A 15,902-nucleotide genomic window follows, 5' to 3' on the forward strand; every position below is an offset into this window, starting at 1 on the left:
CCCGGGCTACTTCCGCGCGGTCTCGGTGGCCATGGCATCGGCCAGGGCACGCTTGAGTTCTTCGCGGCGCTGCGCATAGGCCTTCTGCACGGCCTCCGATGGACTCTGCTGGCGCGCATAGTTGGCATCCAGCGCGGCAATCTCCTGCGCGAGGCGCTCGGAGCTCAGGTCATCGTGGCGGGCCGCCTGTGCATTGGCGGTGTCTCGCAGCCGACTCGCCGCCGTACGCTGCGAGGACCGCATGAGCGCGAGCATCATGAGAAAGCCCACAGCCACCAGCAGACCCGCGATGTACAGATTGCGGCCCGGCGTGGCCGCCGAAGGCAAATCGATAATCAGTTCTGCGTCGGGCTCCACATCCTGCGCGAGGAAGCGGCGGAAGTTGCGACCTTCGAGAGACACCGGGTCGACGGCCGCAAAGCCCTTGCCCTTGACGGTGCCCTTGGGCTCCTCGAGCAGGACTTCAAACACCACCGCACCGCCGTCGGCGCGCATGGCCAGCGGGAAGCTGCTGCCCGGCACCTTGTAGGAGAACGCAATCTGCTTGATGCCGGGCGCGAGCGGCGCGTACACGGCCACCCGTCCGTTGGTGGCCGCAAACGTTTCGGGCGAGAACTCGCCTTCGTTGGCGCGCACATCAATGGCCGACGCGGGAATGGCCACACTCCACGTGGGTTCCGGCGCCGCGCCGGGACCGGCGACCCGCGTGAGCAGACTGTCGTTGGACACCTCGAACACTTCGATGACCGTGCGCATCTGCGCCGAGTCGATCTGACTGACGATGAAGTGCCGACCCTTGATGGCCATGGGGAAGGCGCGCGAGGTGGTGTCGAAGACCGTGAGTTCGGCGTCTTCGCCCGTGACCGCGGGCGCCTTGAGTGGTTCGGTGAAGTACGCGATGCCGCCGTAGGTGGTGGACGCGAAGTACACCGCGTCACTCGCGCCCCAGGGTGTGTAGCGCAGACGATAGCGGCCCGCCGCATCGGTACGGACCGAGTCTATCGGGCCGGCCGAGTCCTTGCCCACGCGATGCAGCGTGACCCACTGCCCCACCGCCGGACCCATGCCCGTGGTGTCTCCGCCCTGTGCCATGGGGCGTCGCACGCGACCGTCTACCGAGCGTGCTTGCGCATCAACTGTTTGCGCCGAAAGCATGGTGGCGACACCAAGTGCAAGACAGGCAGCGGCAAAGCCGCGGAGGCGGGTGGTCATGCGTGCGCGGGGCGGGAGAAACAGGACACGGTTCACGGCTTGAACTTGCCGAAGTCTTCGGGACGCAGGTGCTCGAGATGGGCCTTGAGCTGCTCGGGCGAGAGCGCGTGGCCATCACCGGCGGGCGGCGACAACGTGGGCGAGTCCTGATCCTCGTCATCGTCGAAGTCGTGCAGCAGATCTTCCTGCACAAAGATGGGCGCAGCCATGCGCAGCGCGATGGCAATGCTGTCCGACGGACGGGCGTCGATTTCGACCAGTCCGTGCGGACTCTCCACCTGCATGACGGCGAAGTAGGTGTTCTGCTGCACGTGCGTGATGGACACGCGGCGCAGCACGCCGCCCAGGCCCGTGATGAGCGTCTTGCAGAGGTCGTGCGTGAGCGGGCGCTCGCGCTTGACCTGATTGAGCTCGAGCACGATGGACTCGGCTTCGGGCCGACCAATCCAGATGGGAAGCTGCCGGCGTCCACCGCGTTCGCGGAGGATGACGACGTAAGAATTCGTGGCGCTGTCGAGCCCCAACCGGGCCACGAGGACTTCCACCATGCGCGCGCTCTCCCGGATCGCGGGGCACGGCGCGCGGCAGAGACCGCGGCGCCGTGACACCCGGTGCCTACTCAGCGAATGGCCTTCTTGAGCGCGGCGACCCGATCGGTGCGCTCCCAGGTGAACGTGGTGCGTGCTGCGCGCCCCCGTCCAATGGTTTCCGACTTGCGACCGAAGTGGCCGTAGGCGGCCGTGGCCTGATAGATGGGCTTGCGCAGGTCGAGCGCCTTGCTGATGCCACGCGGCGTGAGGTCGAACACTTCGTTGACGGCGGCCTCAATCACCCGATCGGGCACGGCGCCAGTGCCGAAGGTCTGCACGTACACCGACACGGGCTCGGCCACGCCAATGGCATAGGCCACCTGCACTTCGCAGCGGCGCGCGAGCTTGGCGGCGACGATGTTCTTGGCCACCCAGCGCGCAGCATAGCAGGCCGAGCGATCGACCTTGCTGGGATCCTTGCCGCTGAAGGCGCCGCCGCCGTGACGGCCCATGCCGCCATAGGTGTCGACGATGATCTTGCGGCCGGTGAGACCGGCGTCGCCCTGCGGGCCACCAATCACGAAGCGGCCCGTGGGGTTGATGTGCGTCTTGATGCGACGGCCGATGAACTCTTCGGGAATGACGGCGTGAATGACGTCATCGAGCACGGCACGACGCAGCTTGGTGTTGGACACCTTTTCGTCGTGCTGCGTGGAGATGACGACCGTGTCCACGGCCACCGGACGGTTGTCCTCATAGACTACCGTGACCTGGGCCTTGCCGTCGGGGCGCAGCCAGGGGTGCGTGCCATCCTTGCGCACGGCCGCCAGCTGCTGCGTGAGCGCATGGGCCAGCTGAATGGGCAGCGGCATGAGCTCGGGCGTTTCGTCGGTGGCGTAGCCGAACATCATGCCCTGGTCGCCGGCGCCGCCGGTGTCCACGCCCTGCGCGATGTCGGGCGACTGCGCGTCGATGGTGCTCATGACGGCGCAGGTCTTGGAATCGAAGCCGAATTCCGCGTTGTTGTACCCGATGCCGTCAATGGTCTGCCGCACGATGTCGGGCAGGTGCACGTAGGCCGAGGTGGTGATTTCGCCGGCGATGACGGCGAGGCCGGTGGTGACCAGCGTTTCGCAGGCCACGCGGGCCGCCGCATCCTCGGTGAGGATGGCATCAAGGACCGCGTCGGAGATCTGATCCGCGATCTTGTCCGGGTGTCCTTCGGTGACGGACTCCGACGTAAACAGGTGCCGTTCAGCCACGCAGTGCTCGGGATAAAGGGTACGGGACAACGGGTCGACTGGCGTAGACTAGTCCGGGTCCGACAGAGGGGCAACCCGGACCGCTACGCGAGGGACCCGCAGGCCCTCCCCTTCCCGAATTGGAGCGCTACGGACGGACAGTGAGGTCGACGACGGGGCTGGCCGTGACCAGGACCTCGTTGCCCAGGCCAAGCAGGAAGCCGCGCAACTGGTAGTGACCGGGCTGGACGTTCACACCGGCGGGTCCGCCAATGCGGAGCGTCATGGGCAGGACCACGGAGTCCCGAGCCGGAATGATCAGGCGTGTAGCCGGGCCGGTGGTTGGCTGTTGGCTGAAGCGCCACAGTTCTCCGCGTCCTTCCTGTCCAACCGACAGATCAAACGGGATGACGCCCACTTCGAAGGAGAGCGGCACACTGCCGGTGTTTCGCACGACAAGGCGGAGCGCGGTGGAGTCGCCGACGATAAGGGTCGTGGAATCGGCCTTGAGTTCTGCCGTGAGTGCGGACGATGAGGTGCCGGTTGGCGACGAACAGGACGACAATGTAGCGAGCAAAAGAGACGTCAGCGTCATCGTACGTTTTTGCATCTCGGCACCTTACACTTCGGGGTGAGCTGGGCGGACAGACGCGTCCGCCCGGCAACGTGAATCACTCGACCGCTCAGAAGGCCCAGAGCGTTGTTCCCATATCTGCCTCGACCTGAGTCCAGCTGCTATACCAATATCGGTTGGTTGATCCGCCGTTAAGGGCTGCGTACACCACACCGTGCGCCAATCGAACCGATGGCACGAAGGGCGCCGCCCACCGATAGACGGGTCCGGCGCTGTCTCCTCCTTGTGCAGTTGCCGTGACCTCCGAGCCACAGAAGATCTCGACATACGCGGAACCGTTCCAGATCAGTCCCGCGTCAACGCAAGTTCCAACGATTGGACCGGTTGTTGTGCCGCTTGTGCGACCCGTACGATTGACGATTGTTCCACTGAGCGCATCACCCTGCGATGCGACTGCATAGGCTGCCCCAAAGTTTATGTTCCCGGAGCTGTTTCCGGAGCCGATCGACGAACTCTCACCGACGCCTTTAGATGAGAGCGATGAGGAGCTGAACTGAATGAGGGCCGCATCTGAAAGCCTACAGTAAGTTACGCCCGGGAGACACCCGGAAGTGCTCCAGGCTGGGTTCACGCTCTCCACTCCCACCTGATTCGAAGACGAAACGGTCGGCTGATAAAAGATCGTGCCGGTCACGCCGGAGTAGTTACCCGTGCAATGACTGGCGGTCAGGAAGTAGTACGAGCTTCCGGCCGTGACGTGGAAGCCCATGGAGCACTCCCCTCCGCCCAACCTCGTCGTCTGGATGCCAGCGAAAGTCGCGCGCCACCTGTCTCGAAGAGTGAACAATTGGCTGGTTTGCGGATACCCTGGTACCTGCTCTATGTGCAGAGTCGCCGTGTCAATCCCGGCTCGTTGCGCAAGACCATAGGCCCGCGCGAGTGAACCCTTCGGCCCAATGCCAATTCGCAATCGGTTCTTTTCTTCGTCTGCATCGAGATAGACGACATCATCCTCTACACGGAGTTGCGATCGAACCTTGAAAAGGTGATCGAGCAACTGTGAGAAGGAGTAGTCGCCTCGCTTTACCAACACGGCGGGCAGTGAGCCATCCGGCTTTGCGAAGCGATTGCTTGACGATCTGACAAACTCCAGTACGCGCTCCCTAACACGTACATCCGATTCAGCGCCCGTTGTGACAGCTACCACGTCCTGGTTTTTGTCCAGATACAGCCCACCGAATCCCGGGAGATCGGCCTCAAGCCGCAGAAAATCATCCTCAATTCCACGAGGGTACCGGCCCCGCTGTTCCAGAAGCTGACTGGCGCGCGCGCCTGCTATCCGAACCTGGTCTGAGCTTCCTACAAGAACGGACGATGGCGACTCAGCGCATGCCGCCAGAACGGCCAGCGCTGTGCACATAGAGACGAAATACATCTTCCCTGACATCTTGAGCTCTTTCATCGATACAGTCCTCATGCCAACAGTGGGTGAATCGTGCACCAGCTTCCCGATGCACGTCGAATGGCCCTAACTTTGGGGCTAAGCAATTATTCAACACCATCTGGAATATGGCAAGCTCAGCGATAGAAACTTGGCACTTTTCCAGACTTTGCTATTACACGTGAGTCACTAGCGATCCAGCTCCGCCCTCATCCTGCGGCGCAACAGGGTCTCAGCCTCACGCGCGGTACTGGTGGCCAGCGCCGCCTGCACGGCGTCCGCCGCGGCTTCAGCGCGTACGCCGCGAATGACCCGCTTGACGTCGGCCACGGCGCGTGGCGCCACACTGAGCTGACGAATACCCAGGCCCAGCAGGGCAAACACGGCCAGCGGCTGCGAGGCCATTTCGCCGCAGACGCAGACATCGAGGCCGTGCGCGGCGCCGGTGCGCTGCACCTGCTGCATGAGACGCAGCACGGCCGGATGAAAGGGCGTGAAACGCGGCGCGAGATTGGCGTTGCCACGGTCCACGGCCAGGGTGTACTGCACCAGATCGTTGGAGCCAATGCTGAAGAAGTCCACGTCACGCACCAGCGTGTCGCAGGACACGGCCGCAGCCGGTGTTTCCACCATCACCCCCAGCGGCACATCAGCGCGGAAGGGCACGCGGCGCTCGGCCAGCTCTTCCACGCACTCACTCATGAGCTGCCGGGTCTCGCGCACCTCGTCCACGGTGACGACCAGCGGCAGCATGATGCGCAGGTCGCCATGCACCGCCGCACGCATGAGGGCGCGCAGCTGCACCTTGAACAACTCGCTTTCGTCCAGGCACATGCGGATGGCGCGCCAGCCGAGGAAGGGATTGGCCTCGTGCGGATAGCCACCCACCGGCAGCTTGTCGCCGCCCACGTCGAAGGTGCGAATGATGACGGCCTCGCCGGCGAAGGCTTTCACCACGCGTGTGTAGGCCGCGTACTGCTCTTCCTCATCCGGCATGGTGGCGCGGCCCACGACGAGAAACTCGGTGCGCATGAGTCCCACACCGCGCGCGCCACTGTCCGCGGCCAGCACGGCCTCTTCGGGGATGTCGACGTTGGCGCGGACCACGACGCGATGTGCGTCACGCGTGATGGCCTCGCTGTGGGCGAGCTCACGCAGCACATCGGCCCGACCGGCTTCGTCGGCCACACGCTGCCGTGCTTCGGCCACTTCGTCGTCGGTGGGCGCAATGAGCAGCGTGCCGTCGGCGCCGTCGAGAATGGCCACCTCGCCGCCGCGCAGCGCGGACAGCGCCGAGCGCAGACCCACGACGGCCGGCAGGCCCAGCGAGCGCGCGAGAATGGCGACATGGGCCGTGGCCGTTCCCGCCTCGGTGGCGATGCCGGCGATGCAGTTGCGGTCGAGCTGCATCGTGAGCGAGGGCGTGAGGTCGTGCGTGACGAGAATGGTGTTGCTGCCCGGCGGCACGTCGACGGGATCGTGGTCGGGCAGTTCGAGCAGCAGCGAGAGCACCCGAATGTGCACGTCGGTGAGATCGCCGACTTTTTCACGCAGCATGGGTGAGCTGGAGCGCGCGAAGTGCTGACGCCACTCACTCATGACGATGTCGAAGGCCTTTTCGGCGCCGAGATTCTGGCGCACGAGGGCCACGGTGTGATTGGTGAGCTCTCCGTCGTCGAGCATGGAGAGCTGCACATCAAAAATGGCGGCCTCGGTGGCGCCGGCCTGGGTTTCAGTTCGGGCCCGCAGCAGGCGCAGACGCGCTCGCGCCTTGTCGAGCGCCTGCTGATAGCGCGCAATCTCCGCGTCGATGTCGGCATCGTCGACCAGACGATGCCTGACCTCGGGCACCTCCCATCGCAGGAGATGCACGGGTCCCACCACGATTCCCGGCGAAGCGGGAATGCCGCGGAGCATCGACAGCACTAGCTCTCCCCGAAGCGCGATGCGACGAGGGCCTCGAGCGCCTGGAGCGCATCGTCGGCATCCGGTCCCGAGGCCTTGAGCGTGATGATGGCGCCGTACTCGGCGGCCAGCATCATGACGCCCATGATGGACTTGCCGTTCACCTCGAGGTCGTCGCGCGAGATGGTGATGTCGGCCTTGAAGCGCGACGCCGCCTTGACCATCTCAGCGGCTGGCCTGGCATGCAGGCCGTGTTTGTTCACGATTTGGACGGAGCGTTCAGCCATCAACGGACCACCGAGTAAAGGACAAAGGCCGCAAGCACCAGCAACACGACGCGCCATCCTTCCGCGCGCCCATGCAAACGCACCAGCACCAGCGCGAACACCGGTGTAGCCACCGCCACGGCGAGCGGCACCGGGGTCAACGGCGGCTCGCCGCCGATGGCCCGATGCACCGCGAGTGGCAGCGCGAGCCCACCCAACACGGCCGACACGCGGCCAATGTAGCGCGGACCATGCTGCAGCACCGGATGCCCCATTGCCTGCGCAACGCGCAGCCCGTGGTGCCATCCCGCCCGCAGTGCCCAATCGCGCAGGCCGAGATGTCCGATGTTGTAGAGTATCAGGAAAGCCAGCAGCACTCCAAGCGGCGGCGCGCCCAGCCCGAAGACCAGGATGGCCACGAGCGAGCAGGCCGGCAACCAGGCCGCCCAGACGAGGCGGTCGCCCACGGAGCCCAGCGGCCCGCACAGGGCCGTGCGGAATCGCTCGATGCGCTCCGGCGGAACCTGGTCGAGTTCGGCACGCGCGAGCGCGCCGACCGCCAGACCCGCGAGATAGGGATGGGCATTGAAGTACACCGACTGGCGCGCCAGGGCGGCCTTGTAGGCCGGGCCATCGATGCCGCCAGGCAGCCGCCTGAGCGCAGGCTCCACGCAGAAGCCCATGCCATTGCCGACGAGGATTTCGTAGTTCCACGAGCCCTGGATGGCGAGGCAGCGCAGCAGCATGGTGGCGCGCAGCGCGGCGGGCAGCGCGGGCGTGTTGACCAGTTGGCTGGTGAGCACGGCGGGGCTGCTCGCCGGCGGCGTCCCACCCGGGGTACCCGAAGGCATGGCGAGCTCAGGCACCCCACACCACCAGGGCCGTGCCCACGGCGAGGGCCGCCAGAAAGAGTCGACGCGTACCACTGATAGCGTGGAAATCCTTCCACACCGCCGCCGCAGCCACGCCGGCCACACAGGTAATGACCACCGCGCGTGACACGTTCTCGGGCAGCGACCAGTTGGCGTGCACCGCCTCCGCCACCGGAACACCAATCAGGAAGGCCGTAGCACCGAGCAGCGCGCCGCGTGCGAGGTCGGCCGTCATGCCAAACACCTGCAGACCCACCACGGTGTTGCGAGAGCCGGCCGCGAGCTGATCGAGCCGCGGGCGTGCAAAGCGCGCGATGAGCTGGCGATGCTTGACCATGGTCCAGCCACCAACCCACGCGAAGAGCACGCCCACCACGACGGCCACGGCAAAGGCGCCGGTTGCCGGCAGACCGCCCTCAGTCGTGCCCACGGTAGCCACGGTTCCGGCCACGACGGAGCTGCTGCCCCACTCCGGGTAACGCGACGCTCCCACCGGCAGCGACTCGAGGGCGAGACACTCAAGCGCGGTGCCGCACACCAATCCGGCTTCGGGCGATCCCGCCAGCGCACCACCCAGCGTAGCGCCAACGATGGGCCGCGAGAGCATGGCCTGCGGAAAACTCACCACGTCCAGCCCAACGAGGCCGGCGAGCAGCGCCACGGGAATCATGGAGGCGAACAGTGTGGCGAGATCGACAGGCATGCGTGTGCCGCGCCTCAGTCCGCGCCGGACGCGGCGAGAAACTCATCGAGCGGCACGGCGCGTGCCGACGGCACGTCCTGCGCCGTGACCACCACCCCATGCGCCGCAATGTCGCGCAGCCCCTGCTCTTCGGCGGGCGTAAGGAACACGTAGCGCAACTTGCCGAGACGACCGGGGGCGTGGTGCACACCGCCCACGTTGACGGTGGGCACGAGACCGGGCGCGGCCACCACCAGGCGCTGCATGGTGCCGATGTCACCCACGAGCACAATGCCGGGCTGCGCCTGCTGCGCGTAGGCCGGCAGCTGCGCGGCGGCTTCGGCCACCGTGACAAAGTGCACGGTCATTTCCGGCGGCACGCCCATGCGATAGAGCTCCTGCTCCCACTCGCTGCCCGCCACTTCGTCGTCTACGAGCACGATGAAGCGCAGCTCGAGTGGCTGTCCCCAACCCACCACGACCTGACCGTGAATGAGACGGTCGTCGATGCGAAACAGGGCGATACTCAAGTCCGCACCTCGAGTCCATACACGGCCAGCGAGGCACGACCACGCTCGACCGCCGTTTGCACGGCCATGTGAAGGGCTGTCTGCGCGTCGCCGTCGGTGGGCAGATCCTGCATGGCAAAGTCCAGCAGCAGCGAGAGATTGATGCCGGTGACGAGCACCGTGCCGGGGCGCTCGCGTACGAGCCGGCGCACAGCCATGGTGCAACTGCCGGCGGGCAGGTCGGTGAAGATGACCTGTGCGCCGGTATCGTCGAGCGCGCGGGCGATGGCCCCCTGAATGTCGTCGAGACAGAGCCCGGCGTTGGACACGGGCACAAACACCGCACCGCGGCCCGTGATCTGCTCCACCGCCGAGATGATGCCCACGGCAAACTGGCCGTGGCCGGCCACGACGGCCCGCACCGGCATGGCGGTCTGCTCACTCATGGTGATCACCCATGGCTCCTGCCCTCCGCATTTCCGGCTGCGCGCGCGTGCGTGGCCACTACTCGTCATCCTCCTGAAGATAGCGCTGCACATCGGACTTGCGGCGCATCTGCCCCATGAGTCGTTCGTTGAACGCCGTGGCCGAATCGTACCCGCGATAATAGCGCAGGAGATGGTTCATGGCGATCACCTCGGCAATGACGGTGATATTCTTGCCGGGGTTGAGGTGCACGGTGATCTTGGGAATCTGGACGCCAAGAATGTCGATGGTCTGCACATCGAGGCCCGTGCGATCGACTGGCGCGTTGGCGTCCCACTCCTCGAGCACCACCACCACCTCGAGGCGCTTCTGCTGGCGCACGGCATGAATACCGAAGATGGCGGGAATGTCCAGCAGACCCACGCCGCGGATTTCCATGAAATGCCGCTGCAGCTCGTGTCCGCGTCCAATCAGCACATCGTTGCCGCGCCGCGACACGAACACCAGATCGTCGGCCACGAGCCGATGGCCGCGCTCGACGAGATCGAGCACACACTCCGACTTGCCGATGCCACTCTTGCCCGTGAAGAACAGGCCCACGCCATACACGTCGGCGAGTGAGCCATGCATGGTGGTGACGGGCGCAAACTGGTCGGTGAGGAAGGGCTTGATGAGCCGGTAGAACTCCGCCGTTTTCAGTCGCGAGCGGATGATGGCCACGCCGGCTTCTTCGGCCAGGCGCATGAAGGGTTCGGGCGGCTCGAGCGCCTTGGTGATGAAGGCGCAGGGTATGGGAAAGCTGAAGAACTGATCGAGATGCGCGGCCCGCTGCGCGGCGTCGAGCGACTGCAAGTAGGTGATCTCGGTTTCGCCGAGCACCTGAATGCGCTGATACGGAAAGCGATTGATGTAGCCTGCGAGCACGAGGCCCGGGCTCGACGCCTCGGGGCTCGTGATTTCGCGGTCGAGCCCCACGGCGGGGCCCAGCACCTCGAGTTCGAGCGAGTCCTTGAGTCGCTCGATGAGCTTGCCCACCGTGAGTCGCTGTGTCACGTCGGCCCTGCCTCCCCATGCAGCACTTCGTGGACCACCTCGCGCAGGTGGCGTTCGGTTTCCCGGGCCGCGTGTTCCCAGGTGAAGCCTTCGGCGAACTGCCGTGCTCGTACCCCCAACTGTTCCACCTGTGCGCGGTCGTTGCCCAGTTGGTGCATATACGCCGCCATGGCCGCGGTGTCGCCGTGCGGCACGAGATAGCCCGTCACCCCGTGCTTGACGGACTCGCGAATGCCGGGCGAGTTGGAGGCCACCACCGGTGTGCCACTGGCCGCTGCTTCGAGGTTGGTGATGCCCCAGCCTTCCTTGGGCGAGGCAAACAGCGTGGCCCAGGCGCGGCGCAGCAGCGCACACTTGGCGGCTTCATCGATGCGGCCCAGAAAGTGCACCCGATCGGCGACACAAAGCTGCACGGCCAATTGCTCCAGTTCACCGCGGAACTCGCCAGCGCCTGCCACTTCGAGCGTGGCATCGGGCAGGTTGCAGGCAGCGAAGGCTTTGAGCACCAGGTCCACACCCTTGTACTTCTTGAGGCGTCCGAGATACGCGAACACGGGCCGGTCGGCGCGCATGGCCGAATCGGGTGTGTAGTGCGTGCTGTCGATGCCGGGGAAGATGACGCGGATATCGCGGGCCGCCAGTCCACGGCTCACGAGGTCATCGCGGGTGCTTTCGCTGATGGCCTGGAAGGGACGGCCGCGATACATGAAGGGCAGCGGCTTCTCCGACAGCCAGACCGCGGTGGCCAGCGGCACCGAGAGTTCCTGAAAGGCCGTGGCGCCAAAGAGATGCGGCACGAGCCCCACCACCTGCGGCACGCGCCAGGTGGTGGTGAAGAGCGGCACCTTGTTGATGTCCTCGACCAGCACCTGCAGACCACGATCGGCCAGATGCCGGTGCCAATAGCGGCGCGCCAGAAACGGAAACGACTGCCGTGTGCCGACCCGATGCACTTCGATGCCATCGAGCACGGCGCGCGGCGGACAGCCGGGCCATCCGCCGCAGAGCAACACCACCTCGTGCCCCATGGCAGCAAGACGGCCGAAGATTTCGTGCAGATGGATTTCCGCGCCACCGGCCATGGGATTTTCGCGGCACTGCCAGTTGACGACCGCGAGCCGCAGAGGCGCTGTGGTGCCCGCGCTCACAACCGTCCGAGTTTCCGGGCGTAGGCGTCGAGCACCCCGTTCACGAAGCGCGCGCTGCGCGCGGTGCCATAGCGTTCGGCCAGATGCACGGCTTCCTGCAGCACGACCTTGACGGGCGTTTCGTTGCGTTGCAGCTCGGCGGCCGCCAGACGCAGCACCGAACGCTCGATGGCCCCGAGGCGCTCGAGACGCCAGTTGGCCGTCACCTCGGCCAGCTCCGCATCAAGTCGCGGACCATACTCGGCCACGGTGGCCACGAGCTTCGAGGCGAACTCGCGTTCCCCCTGATCGATGGCGAGATCGTCGAAGACCGTGATGGCAATGCGCTTGAGCTGCGTGAGGTCACGCAGGTCGGCGGCATAGAGCGCCTGCAGCGCGCGCGCGCGGCCGCGTGTTTCGAGGCGCTCGGTCTTGGTGGCGGGGCGGTTGCTGCGCTTGCCACGGGCGGGAGCCAACGGCTCCTGTGTGGGCGTGTCCCAGAAGGCGTCGTCGCGAAGGTCGGCCATCATGCGTCCTCGTCGTCGTCGAACACATCGGCAAACGCGCGGTCGAACAGGTCGAGTACTTCAAGCGCCGCCAGTGCGGCGTCCGCGCCCTTGTTGCCGTGCACGCCCCCGGCGCGCTCCTCGGCCTGGGCCATGGTGTCGGTGGTGAGCACACCCATGGTGACGGGCACGTCAAAATCCCGCGAGGCTTCCATGAGACCGCGTGAGGATTCGTTGACCACGACATCGAAGTGCGGCGTGTCGCCGCGCACGATGGCGCCAACGGCCACGGCGGCGTCGTAGCGCTCGGTGGACAGCGCGCGGCGCACGGCCACGGGCAGTTCCCATGCGCCGGGCACCCAGCACACGTCGATGTCTTCGAAGCGCACCCCGTGCTCGACGAGCGCGCTCACGGCGCCCTCGGCGAGCGGCACGGTGATGCCCTCATTGAAACGGCTCGCGACGACGACGATGCGTCGTCCCTCGCCGCGCGGTTCTCCGGAAAATTCAGCCACGTCGATCTCAGACGGCGAAGAGGTGACCAAGCTTTGTTCGCTTGGTCTCAAGATAGGAAGCGTTCTCATCGGTGGACGGCGCCTCGATGCGCACGCGATCCTTGAGCACGAGCCCGTAGCCATCGAGGCCCACGAGCTTGCGGGGGTTGTTGGTGAGGATGCGGATGGACCGCACGCCAAGGTCGAGCAGAATCTGCGCGCCGATGCCGTAGTTGCGCAGGTCGGGCTTGAAGCCGAGCTGCTCGTTGGCCTCGACGGTGTCGGCGCCCTGATCCTGCAGCTCGTAGGCCTTGAGCTTGTTGAGCAGCCCGATGCCGCGGCCTTCCTGGTCGAGATAGACCACGACGCCGCGCCCTTCGCGCTGGATCATCTGCATGGCGGTTTCGAGCTGCCAGCCGCAGTCACAGCGCTGGGAATGAAACACGTCGCCGGTGAGACACTTGCTGTGCATGCGCACAAGCACGTCTTCGCCGTTCTGCACGTCGCCGTAGGCAATGGCAATGTGCTCGCGCGAATCGACGTCGTTGCGGTACCCCACGATGCGCCACTCACCGAAGGCGGTGGGTAGGCGGGCGTCGGCCACACGATGCACGAGGCGCTCGTTGCGCAGACGATAGGCCACGAGCTGCGCGATGGTGATGAAGGTCAGGCCGTGCTCGCGCGCGAACACTTCGAGCTGCGGACGACGCGCGGTGGTGCCGTCCTTGTTCAGGATTTCGCAGATGACGCCGGCGGGGCGCAGACCCGCCAGGCGCGCGAGATCGACGGCCGCTTCGGTGTGTCCCACGCGCTGCAGCACGCCACCATCGCGTGCACGCAGCGGATGAATGTGCCCGGGCACGCGCAGGTCTGCGCGCGTGGCATTGGGCTCGACGGCCACACGAATGGTGGTGGCGCGGTCGCTGGCGCTGATGCCCGTGGTGACGCCGTACTTGGCGGCGGCATCGATGCTCACCGTGAAGGCCGTGGACATGGCCTCGGTGTTGTGATCGACCTGCATCTCGAGCCCGAGGGTGTCGGCCCATTGATTGGTCATGGCGAGACAGATCATGCCCTTGGCTTCGAGCATGAAGTTCACCATTTCCGGCGTGACCTTTTCGGCGGCGCAGACGAGGTCGCCCTCGTTCTCACGGTCCTCGTCGTCGGCCACGACCACGAACTTGCCGGCGGCGATGTCGGCGAGGGCCTGCTCGACGGTGCCGAATACGCGCTCGTCGGTCTCGGGCAGCTGCTGGGTATCAGACATGAACGGTCTCACTCCGAAGGGCGGCGCCGGCGAGCGTATTGATCGCAGCGGCCGCACCGTAAGGCGCCATGAGGCGCTGGATATGCTTGGCCAGGACATCGACCTCGATGTGCACCCGGCTGCCCGCGGCGAGTTGGCCGAGAGCGGTATGGCGCCGCGTGTACTCGATGATCGAAAGCTGAACGCCGGAGTCGCGCAGGGCGTTCACGGTGAGACTCACGCCGTCGATGGCGATGGAGCCCTTGTCCACATAGAGCGGACGCAGGGCTTCGGGGACGTCCACGTCGATCAGCCAGGCGTCGCCGGATTCGCGCGTGGCATGCACCACACCCACGTCGTCAACATGGCCGAGCACGAGGTGGCCACCCAGGCGGTCGCCCAATTTCATGGCACGCTCGAGGTTGACGCGGCGGCCGGCCGTCCATTCGCCGAGCGTGGTGCGTCCGAGCGTGGTATGCACGGCCGCGACCGTAAACCAGCCCTGGCCCTCGGCGGTCACCCCATGTTCGCGCACGGTGAGGCAGACGCCGTTGCAGGCGATGCTCTCGCCGTCGACGAGGTCGGTATACCGGCAGGCGAGGCGCAGCTCACGCCCGGCCGAGGTGTCGGCGACGTGTTCGATGATTCCCACGTCGTCCAAGAGTCCCGTGAACATCCGGTGTTCCGTCTCCTTATCCAGCGTCATCCAGCGTCTTAAACAGCGTACCGCCTACACGGCGTACCGCGTCATGAGATCGTCGCCATATTGGCGGCGCTCCAGCACGCGCAGGCGAGGCGCCTCGTCGGCCTCGCGACCCGGCAGGCCAACGAAGGCCGGTAGGGCTCCTGCCCCCAGAATGCAGGAAGCCTGAAAGATAATCAGATGGTCCACCAATCGGTCGGCCAGAAAGGCCGAACCCAGGGTGGCCCCCCCTTCGAGAAAGAGATGGCGGATGCCGCGGCCGCGCAGGGCCTCGAGTGCCTCGGCAAGGCCGGTGGCGGCCAGCAGCGACACGCCGTGGCCGGCCAGGCCGTCCAGACGGTGCGGCGGCGCCTCGCGGCCCACCACCACATAGACCGGCTGCTGGTGGGCGGTTCTGACGAGCTGGGACTCGAGAGGGAGGCGGGCCAGACGGTCAAACACCACCCGGGCCGGCGGGACGCGGGGGGCCGGCGCTTCGCGCACGGTGAGGGCCGGGTCGTCGGCCAGTGCCGTACCGATGCCCACGGCCACCGCATCGGATTCGGCGCGCAGCGCGTGCACCGCGGCGCGGGACTCGGGGCCGGTGAGCCAGGCCCGGCGTCGTGAGGGGCCGGCTACCGCAGCGTCGAGCGAGACGGCCAGTTTGAGAGTGACAAAGGGGCGATCTGCATGGACGGCGCCATGCAGGAAGGGCGCGATGCGCCACGCGGCCTCGCTGGCCAGGATCCCGTGCTCGACCTGAATGCCCGCGGCCTCGAGGCGCTCAAGCCCGCCGGCCGCCTTCTTGTTGGGGTCACGCAGCGCACAGACCACGCGGGCCACGCCGGCGGCAATGAGCGCCTCGCTGCAGGGACCGGTCTTGCCGTGATGATTGCAAGGTTCGAGCGAGACATACACCGTGGCGCCACGTGCGCGTTCGCCGGCGGCCGCGAGGGCATGCACTTCGGCATGCGCTTCACCGTAACGCTGATGCCAGCCTTCTCCCACGATGACGCCGTCCCTTACGACGACCGCTCCCACCTTGGGATTGGGCGCCACCTGCCCCGCGCCGCGCTCAGCCAGTTCTATGGCCCGACGCATGAAGCGCGCGTGATCGTCAGTGGCGACGTCCACGC

The 15,902-nt window shown here is 66.2% G+C and carries 18 protein-coding genes; all 18 read right to left on the reverse strand.

Features of this window, described 5'->3' with window-relative positions:
* Positions 1 to 6: 6 nt before the first annotated feature.
* The 18 genes from B2747_RS05000 to ribD all read right to left on the reverse strand — a co-directional run bounded on the left by B2747_RS05000 (position 7) and on the right by ribD (position 15,900).
* Positions 7 to 1,212: a hypothetical protein gene (locus B2747_RS05000; RefSeq protein ID WP_291157428.1), complete on the reverse strand. Its 1,206-nt coding sequence runs from the start codon at positions 1,210 to 1,212 to the stop codon at positions 7 to 9.
* A gap of 32 nt (positions 1,213 to 1,244) precedes the next feature.
* Positions 1,245 to 1,760 (reverse strand): bifunctional nuclease family protein, encoded by a 516-nt coding sequence (locus B2747_RS05005; protein WP_291157430.1) that lies wholly within the window; start codon positions 1,758 to 1,760, stop codon positions 1,245 to 1,247.
* A 71-nt stretch (positions 1,761 to 1,831) separates the two neighbouring features.
* Positions 1,832 to 3,034: a methionine adenosyltransferase gene (gene metK / locus B2747_RS05010; RefSeq protein WP_291157431.1), complete on the reverse strand. Its 1,203-nt coding sequence runs from the start codon at positions 3,032 to 3,034 to the stop codon at positions 1,832 to 1,834.
* A 97-nt stretch (positions 3,035 to 3,131) separates the two neighbouring features.
* Positions 3,132 to 3,593: a hypothetical protein gene (locus B2747_RS05015; protein WP_291157432.1), complete on the reverse strand. Its 462-nt coding sequence runs from the start codon at positions 3,591 to 3,593 to the stop codon at positions 3,132 to 3,134.
* 73 nt (positions 3,594 to 3,666) lie between these two features.
* A complete protein-coding gene (locus tag B2747_RS05020; protein ID WP_291157434.1) occupies positions 3,667 to 5,019 on the reverse strand; it encodes a hypothetical protein in 1,353 nt (450 codons plus the stop codon).
* Positions 5,020 to 5,187: 168 nt separating this feature from the next.
* Positions 5,188 to 6,915: a phosphoenolpyruvate--protein phosphotransferase gene (gene ptsP / locus B2747_RS05025; RefSeq protein WP_291157689.1), complete on the reverse strand. Its 1,728-nt coding sequence runs from the start codon at positions 6,913 to 6,915 to the stop codon at positions 5,188 to 5,190.
* Positions 6,916 to 6,923: 8 nt separating this feature from the next.
* A complete protein-coding gene (locus B2747_RS05030) occupies positions 6,924 to 7,190 on the reverse strand; it encodes an HPr family phosphocarrier protein (RefSeq protein WP_291157436.1) in 267 nt (88 codons plus the stop codon).
* Positions 7,190 to 8,020 (reverse strand): PTS system mannose/fructose/sorbose family transporter subunit IID, encoded by an 831-nt coding sequence (locus B2747_RS05035; RefSeq protein WP_291157437.1) that lies wholly within the window; start codon positions 8,018 to 8,020, stop codon positions 7,190 to 7,192. Before B2747_RS05035 ends, B2747_RS05030 begins: the two co-directional genes overlap by 1 nt.
* A gap of 7 nt (positions 8,021 to 8,027) precedes the next feature.
* Positions 8,028 to 8,744, reverse strand: a complete 717-nt coding sequence (locus B2747_RS05040; RefSeq protein WP_291157439.1) for a PTS sugar transporter subunit IIC — start codon at positions 8,742 to 8,744, stop codon at positions 8,028 to 8,030.
* Positions 8,745 to 8,758: 14 nt separating this feature from the next.
* On the reverse strand, positions 8,759 to 9,253 hold the full coding sequence (locus B2747_RS05045; protein WP_291157440.1) for a PTS system mannose/fructose/N-acetylgalactosamine-transporter subunit IIB: 495 nt from the start codon (positions 9,251 to 9,253) through the stop codon (positions 8,759 to 8,761).
* Positions 9,250 to 9,678, reverse strand: a complete 429-nt coding sequence (locus B2747_RS05050) for a PTS sugar transporter subunit IIA (RefSeq protein ID WP_291157441.1) — start codon at positions 9,676 to 9,678, stop codon at positions 9,250 to 9,252. The genes B2747_RS05045 and B2747_RS05050 overlap by 4 nt, the downstream gene beginning before the upstream one ends.
* A 58-nt stretch (positions 9,679 to 9,736) precedes the next feature.
* The gene (gene hprK, locus B2747_RS05055) at positions 9,737 to 10,711 is read right to left on the reverse strand and encodes an HPr(Ser) kinase/phosphatase (protein WP_291157443.1); all 975 of its coding nucleotides are present in this window, start codon (positions 10,709 to 10,711) and stop codon (positions 9,737 to 9,739) included.
* Positions 10,708 to 11,859, reverse strand: a complete 1,152-nt coding sequence (locus tag B2747_RS05060) for a glycosyltransferase family 4 protein (RefSeq protein ID WP_291157445.1) — start codon at positions 11,857 to 11,859, stop codon at positions 10,708 to 10,710. Before B2747_RS05060 ends, hprK begins: the two co-directional genes overlap by 4 nt.
* Entirely contained in the window at positions 11,856 to 12,368 is a 513-nt protein-coding gene (gene nusB / locus B2747_RS05065) for a transcription antitermination factor NusB (RefSeq protein WP_291157446.1), read from the reverse strand. Before nusB ends, B2747_RS05060 begins: the two co-directional genes overlap by 4 nt.
* Positions 12,365 to 12,859: a 6,7-dimethyl-8-ribityllumazine synthase gene (ribH, locus tag B2747_RS05070; RefSeq protein ID WP_291157447.1), complete on the reverse strand. Its 495-nt coding sequence runs from the start codon at positions 12,857 to 12,859 to the stop codon at positions 12,365 to 12,367. Before ribH ends, nusB begins: the two co-directional genes overlap by 4 nt.
* A gap of 7 nt (positions 12,860 to 12,866) precedes the next feature.
* Positions 12,867 to 14,105, reverse strand: a complete 1,239-nt coding sequence (locus B2747_RS05075) for a bifunctional 3,4-dihydroxy-2-butanone-4-phosphate synthase/GTP cyclohydrolase II (RefSeq protein ID WP_291157449.1) — start codon at positions 14,103 to 14,105, stop codon at positions 12,867 to 12,869.
* Positions 14,098 to 14,790 carry a riboflavin synthase gene (locus B2747_RS05080; protein WP_291157450.1) on the reverse strand — a complete coding sequence of 231 codons (693 nt, stop codon included), beginning with the start codon at positions 14,788 to 14,790 and terminating at the stop codon, positions 14,098 to 14,100. The genes B2747_RS05075 and B2747_RS05080 overlap by 8 nt, the downstream gene beginning before the upstream one ends.
* A 24-nt stretch (positions 14,791 to 14,814) precedes the next feature.
* Positions 14,815 to 15,900 (reverse strand): bifunctional diaminohydroxyphosphoribosylaminopyrimidine deaminase/5-amino-6-(5-phosphoribosylamino)uracil reductase RibD, encoded by a 1,086-nt coding sequence (gene ribD, locus B2747_RS05085; protein WP_291157451.1) that lies wholly within the window; start codon positions 15,898 to 15,900, stop codon positions 14,815 to 14,817.
* Positions 15,901 to 15,902 lie beyond the last annotated feature (2 nt).

Origin of the sequence: Gemmatimonas sp. UBA7669 (assembly GCF_002483225.1) — a bacterium.
Taxonomy (GTDB): domain Bacteria; phylum Gemmatimonadota; class Gemmatimonadetes; order Gemmatimonadales; family Gemmatimonadaceae; genus Gemmatimonas.

Excerpts from the sequence above, each read along its gene's own strand:
- B2747_RS05035 (WP_291157437.1), bottom strand. The coding sequence starts at position 8,020 with ATGCCTTCGGGTACCCCGGGTGGGACGCCGCCGGCGAGCAGCCCCGCC.
- B2747_RS05050 (WP_291157441.1), bottom strand. The coding sequence starts at position 9,678 with ATGAGTGAGCAGACCGCCATGCCGGTGCGGGCCGTCGTGGCCGGCCAC.
- B2747_RS05000 (WP_291157428.1), bottom strand. The coding sequence starts at position 1,212 with ATGACCACCCGCCTCCGCGGCTTTGCCGCTGCCTGTCTTGCACTTGGT.
- B2747_RS05080 (WP_291157450.1), bottom strand. The coding sequence starts at position 14,790 with ATGACGCTGGATAAGGAGACGGAACACCGGATGTTCACGGGACTCTTG.
- B2747_RS05015 (WP_291157432.1), bottom strand. The coding sequence starts at position 3,593 with ATGCAAAAACGTACGATGACGCTGACGTCTCTTTTGCTCGCTACATTG.
- B2747_RS05075 (WP_291157449.1), bottom strand. The coding sequence starts at position 14,105 with ATGTCTGATACCCAGCAGCTGCCCGAGACCGACGAGCGCGTATTCGGC.
- B2747_RS05040 (WP_291157439.1), bottom strand. The coding sequence starts at position 8,744 with ATGCCTGTCGATCTCGCCACACTGTTCGCCTCCATGATTCCCGTGGCG.
- B2747_RS05005 (WP_291157430.1), bottom strand. The coding sequence starts at position 1,760 with ATGGTGGAAGTCCTCGTGGCCCGGTTGGGGCTCGACAGCGCCACGAAT.
- nusB (WP_291157446.1), bottom strand. The coding sequence starts at position 12,368 with ATGATGGCCGACCTTCGCGACGACGCCTTCTGGGACACGCCCACACAG.
- B2747_RS05030 (WP_291157436.1), bottom strand. The coding sequence starts at position 7,190 with ATGGCTGAACGCTCCGTCCAAATCGTGAACAAACACGGCCTGCATGCC.
- B2747_RS05020 (WP_291157434.1), bottom strand. The coding sequence starts at position 5,019 with ATGAAAGAGCTCAAGATGTCAGGGAAGATGTATTTCGTCTCTATGTGC.
- ptsP (WP_291157689.1), bottom strand. The coding sequence starts at position 6,915 with ATGCTCCGCGGCATTCCCGCTTCGCCGGGAATCGTGGTGGGACCCGTG.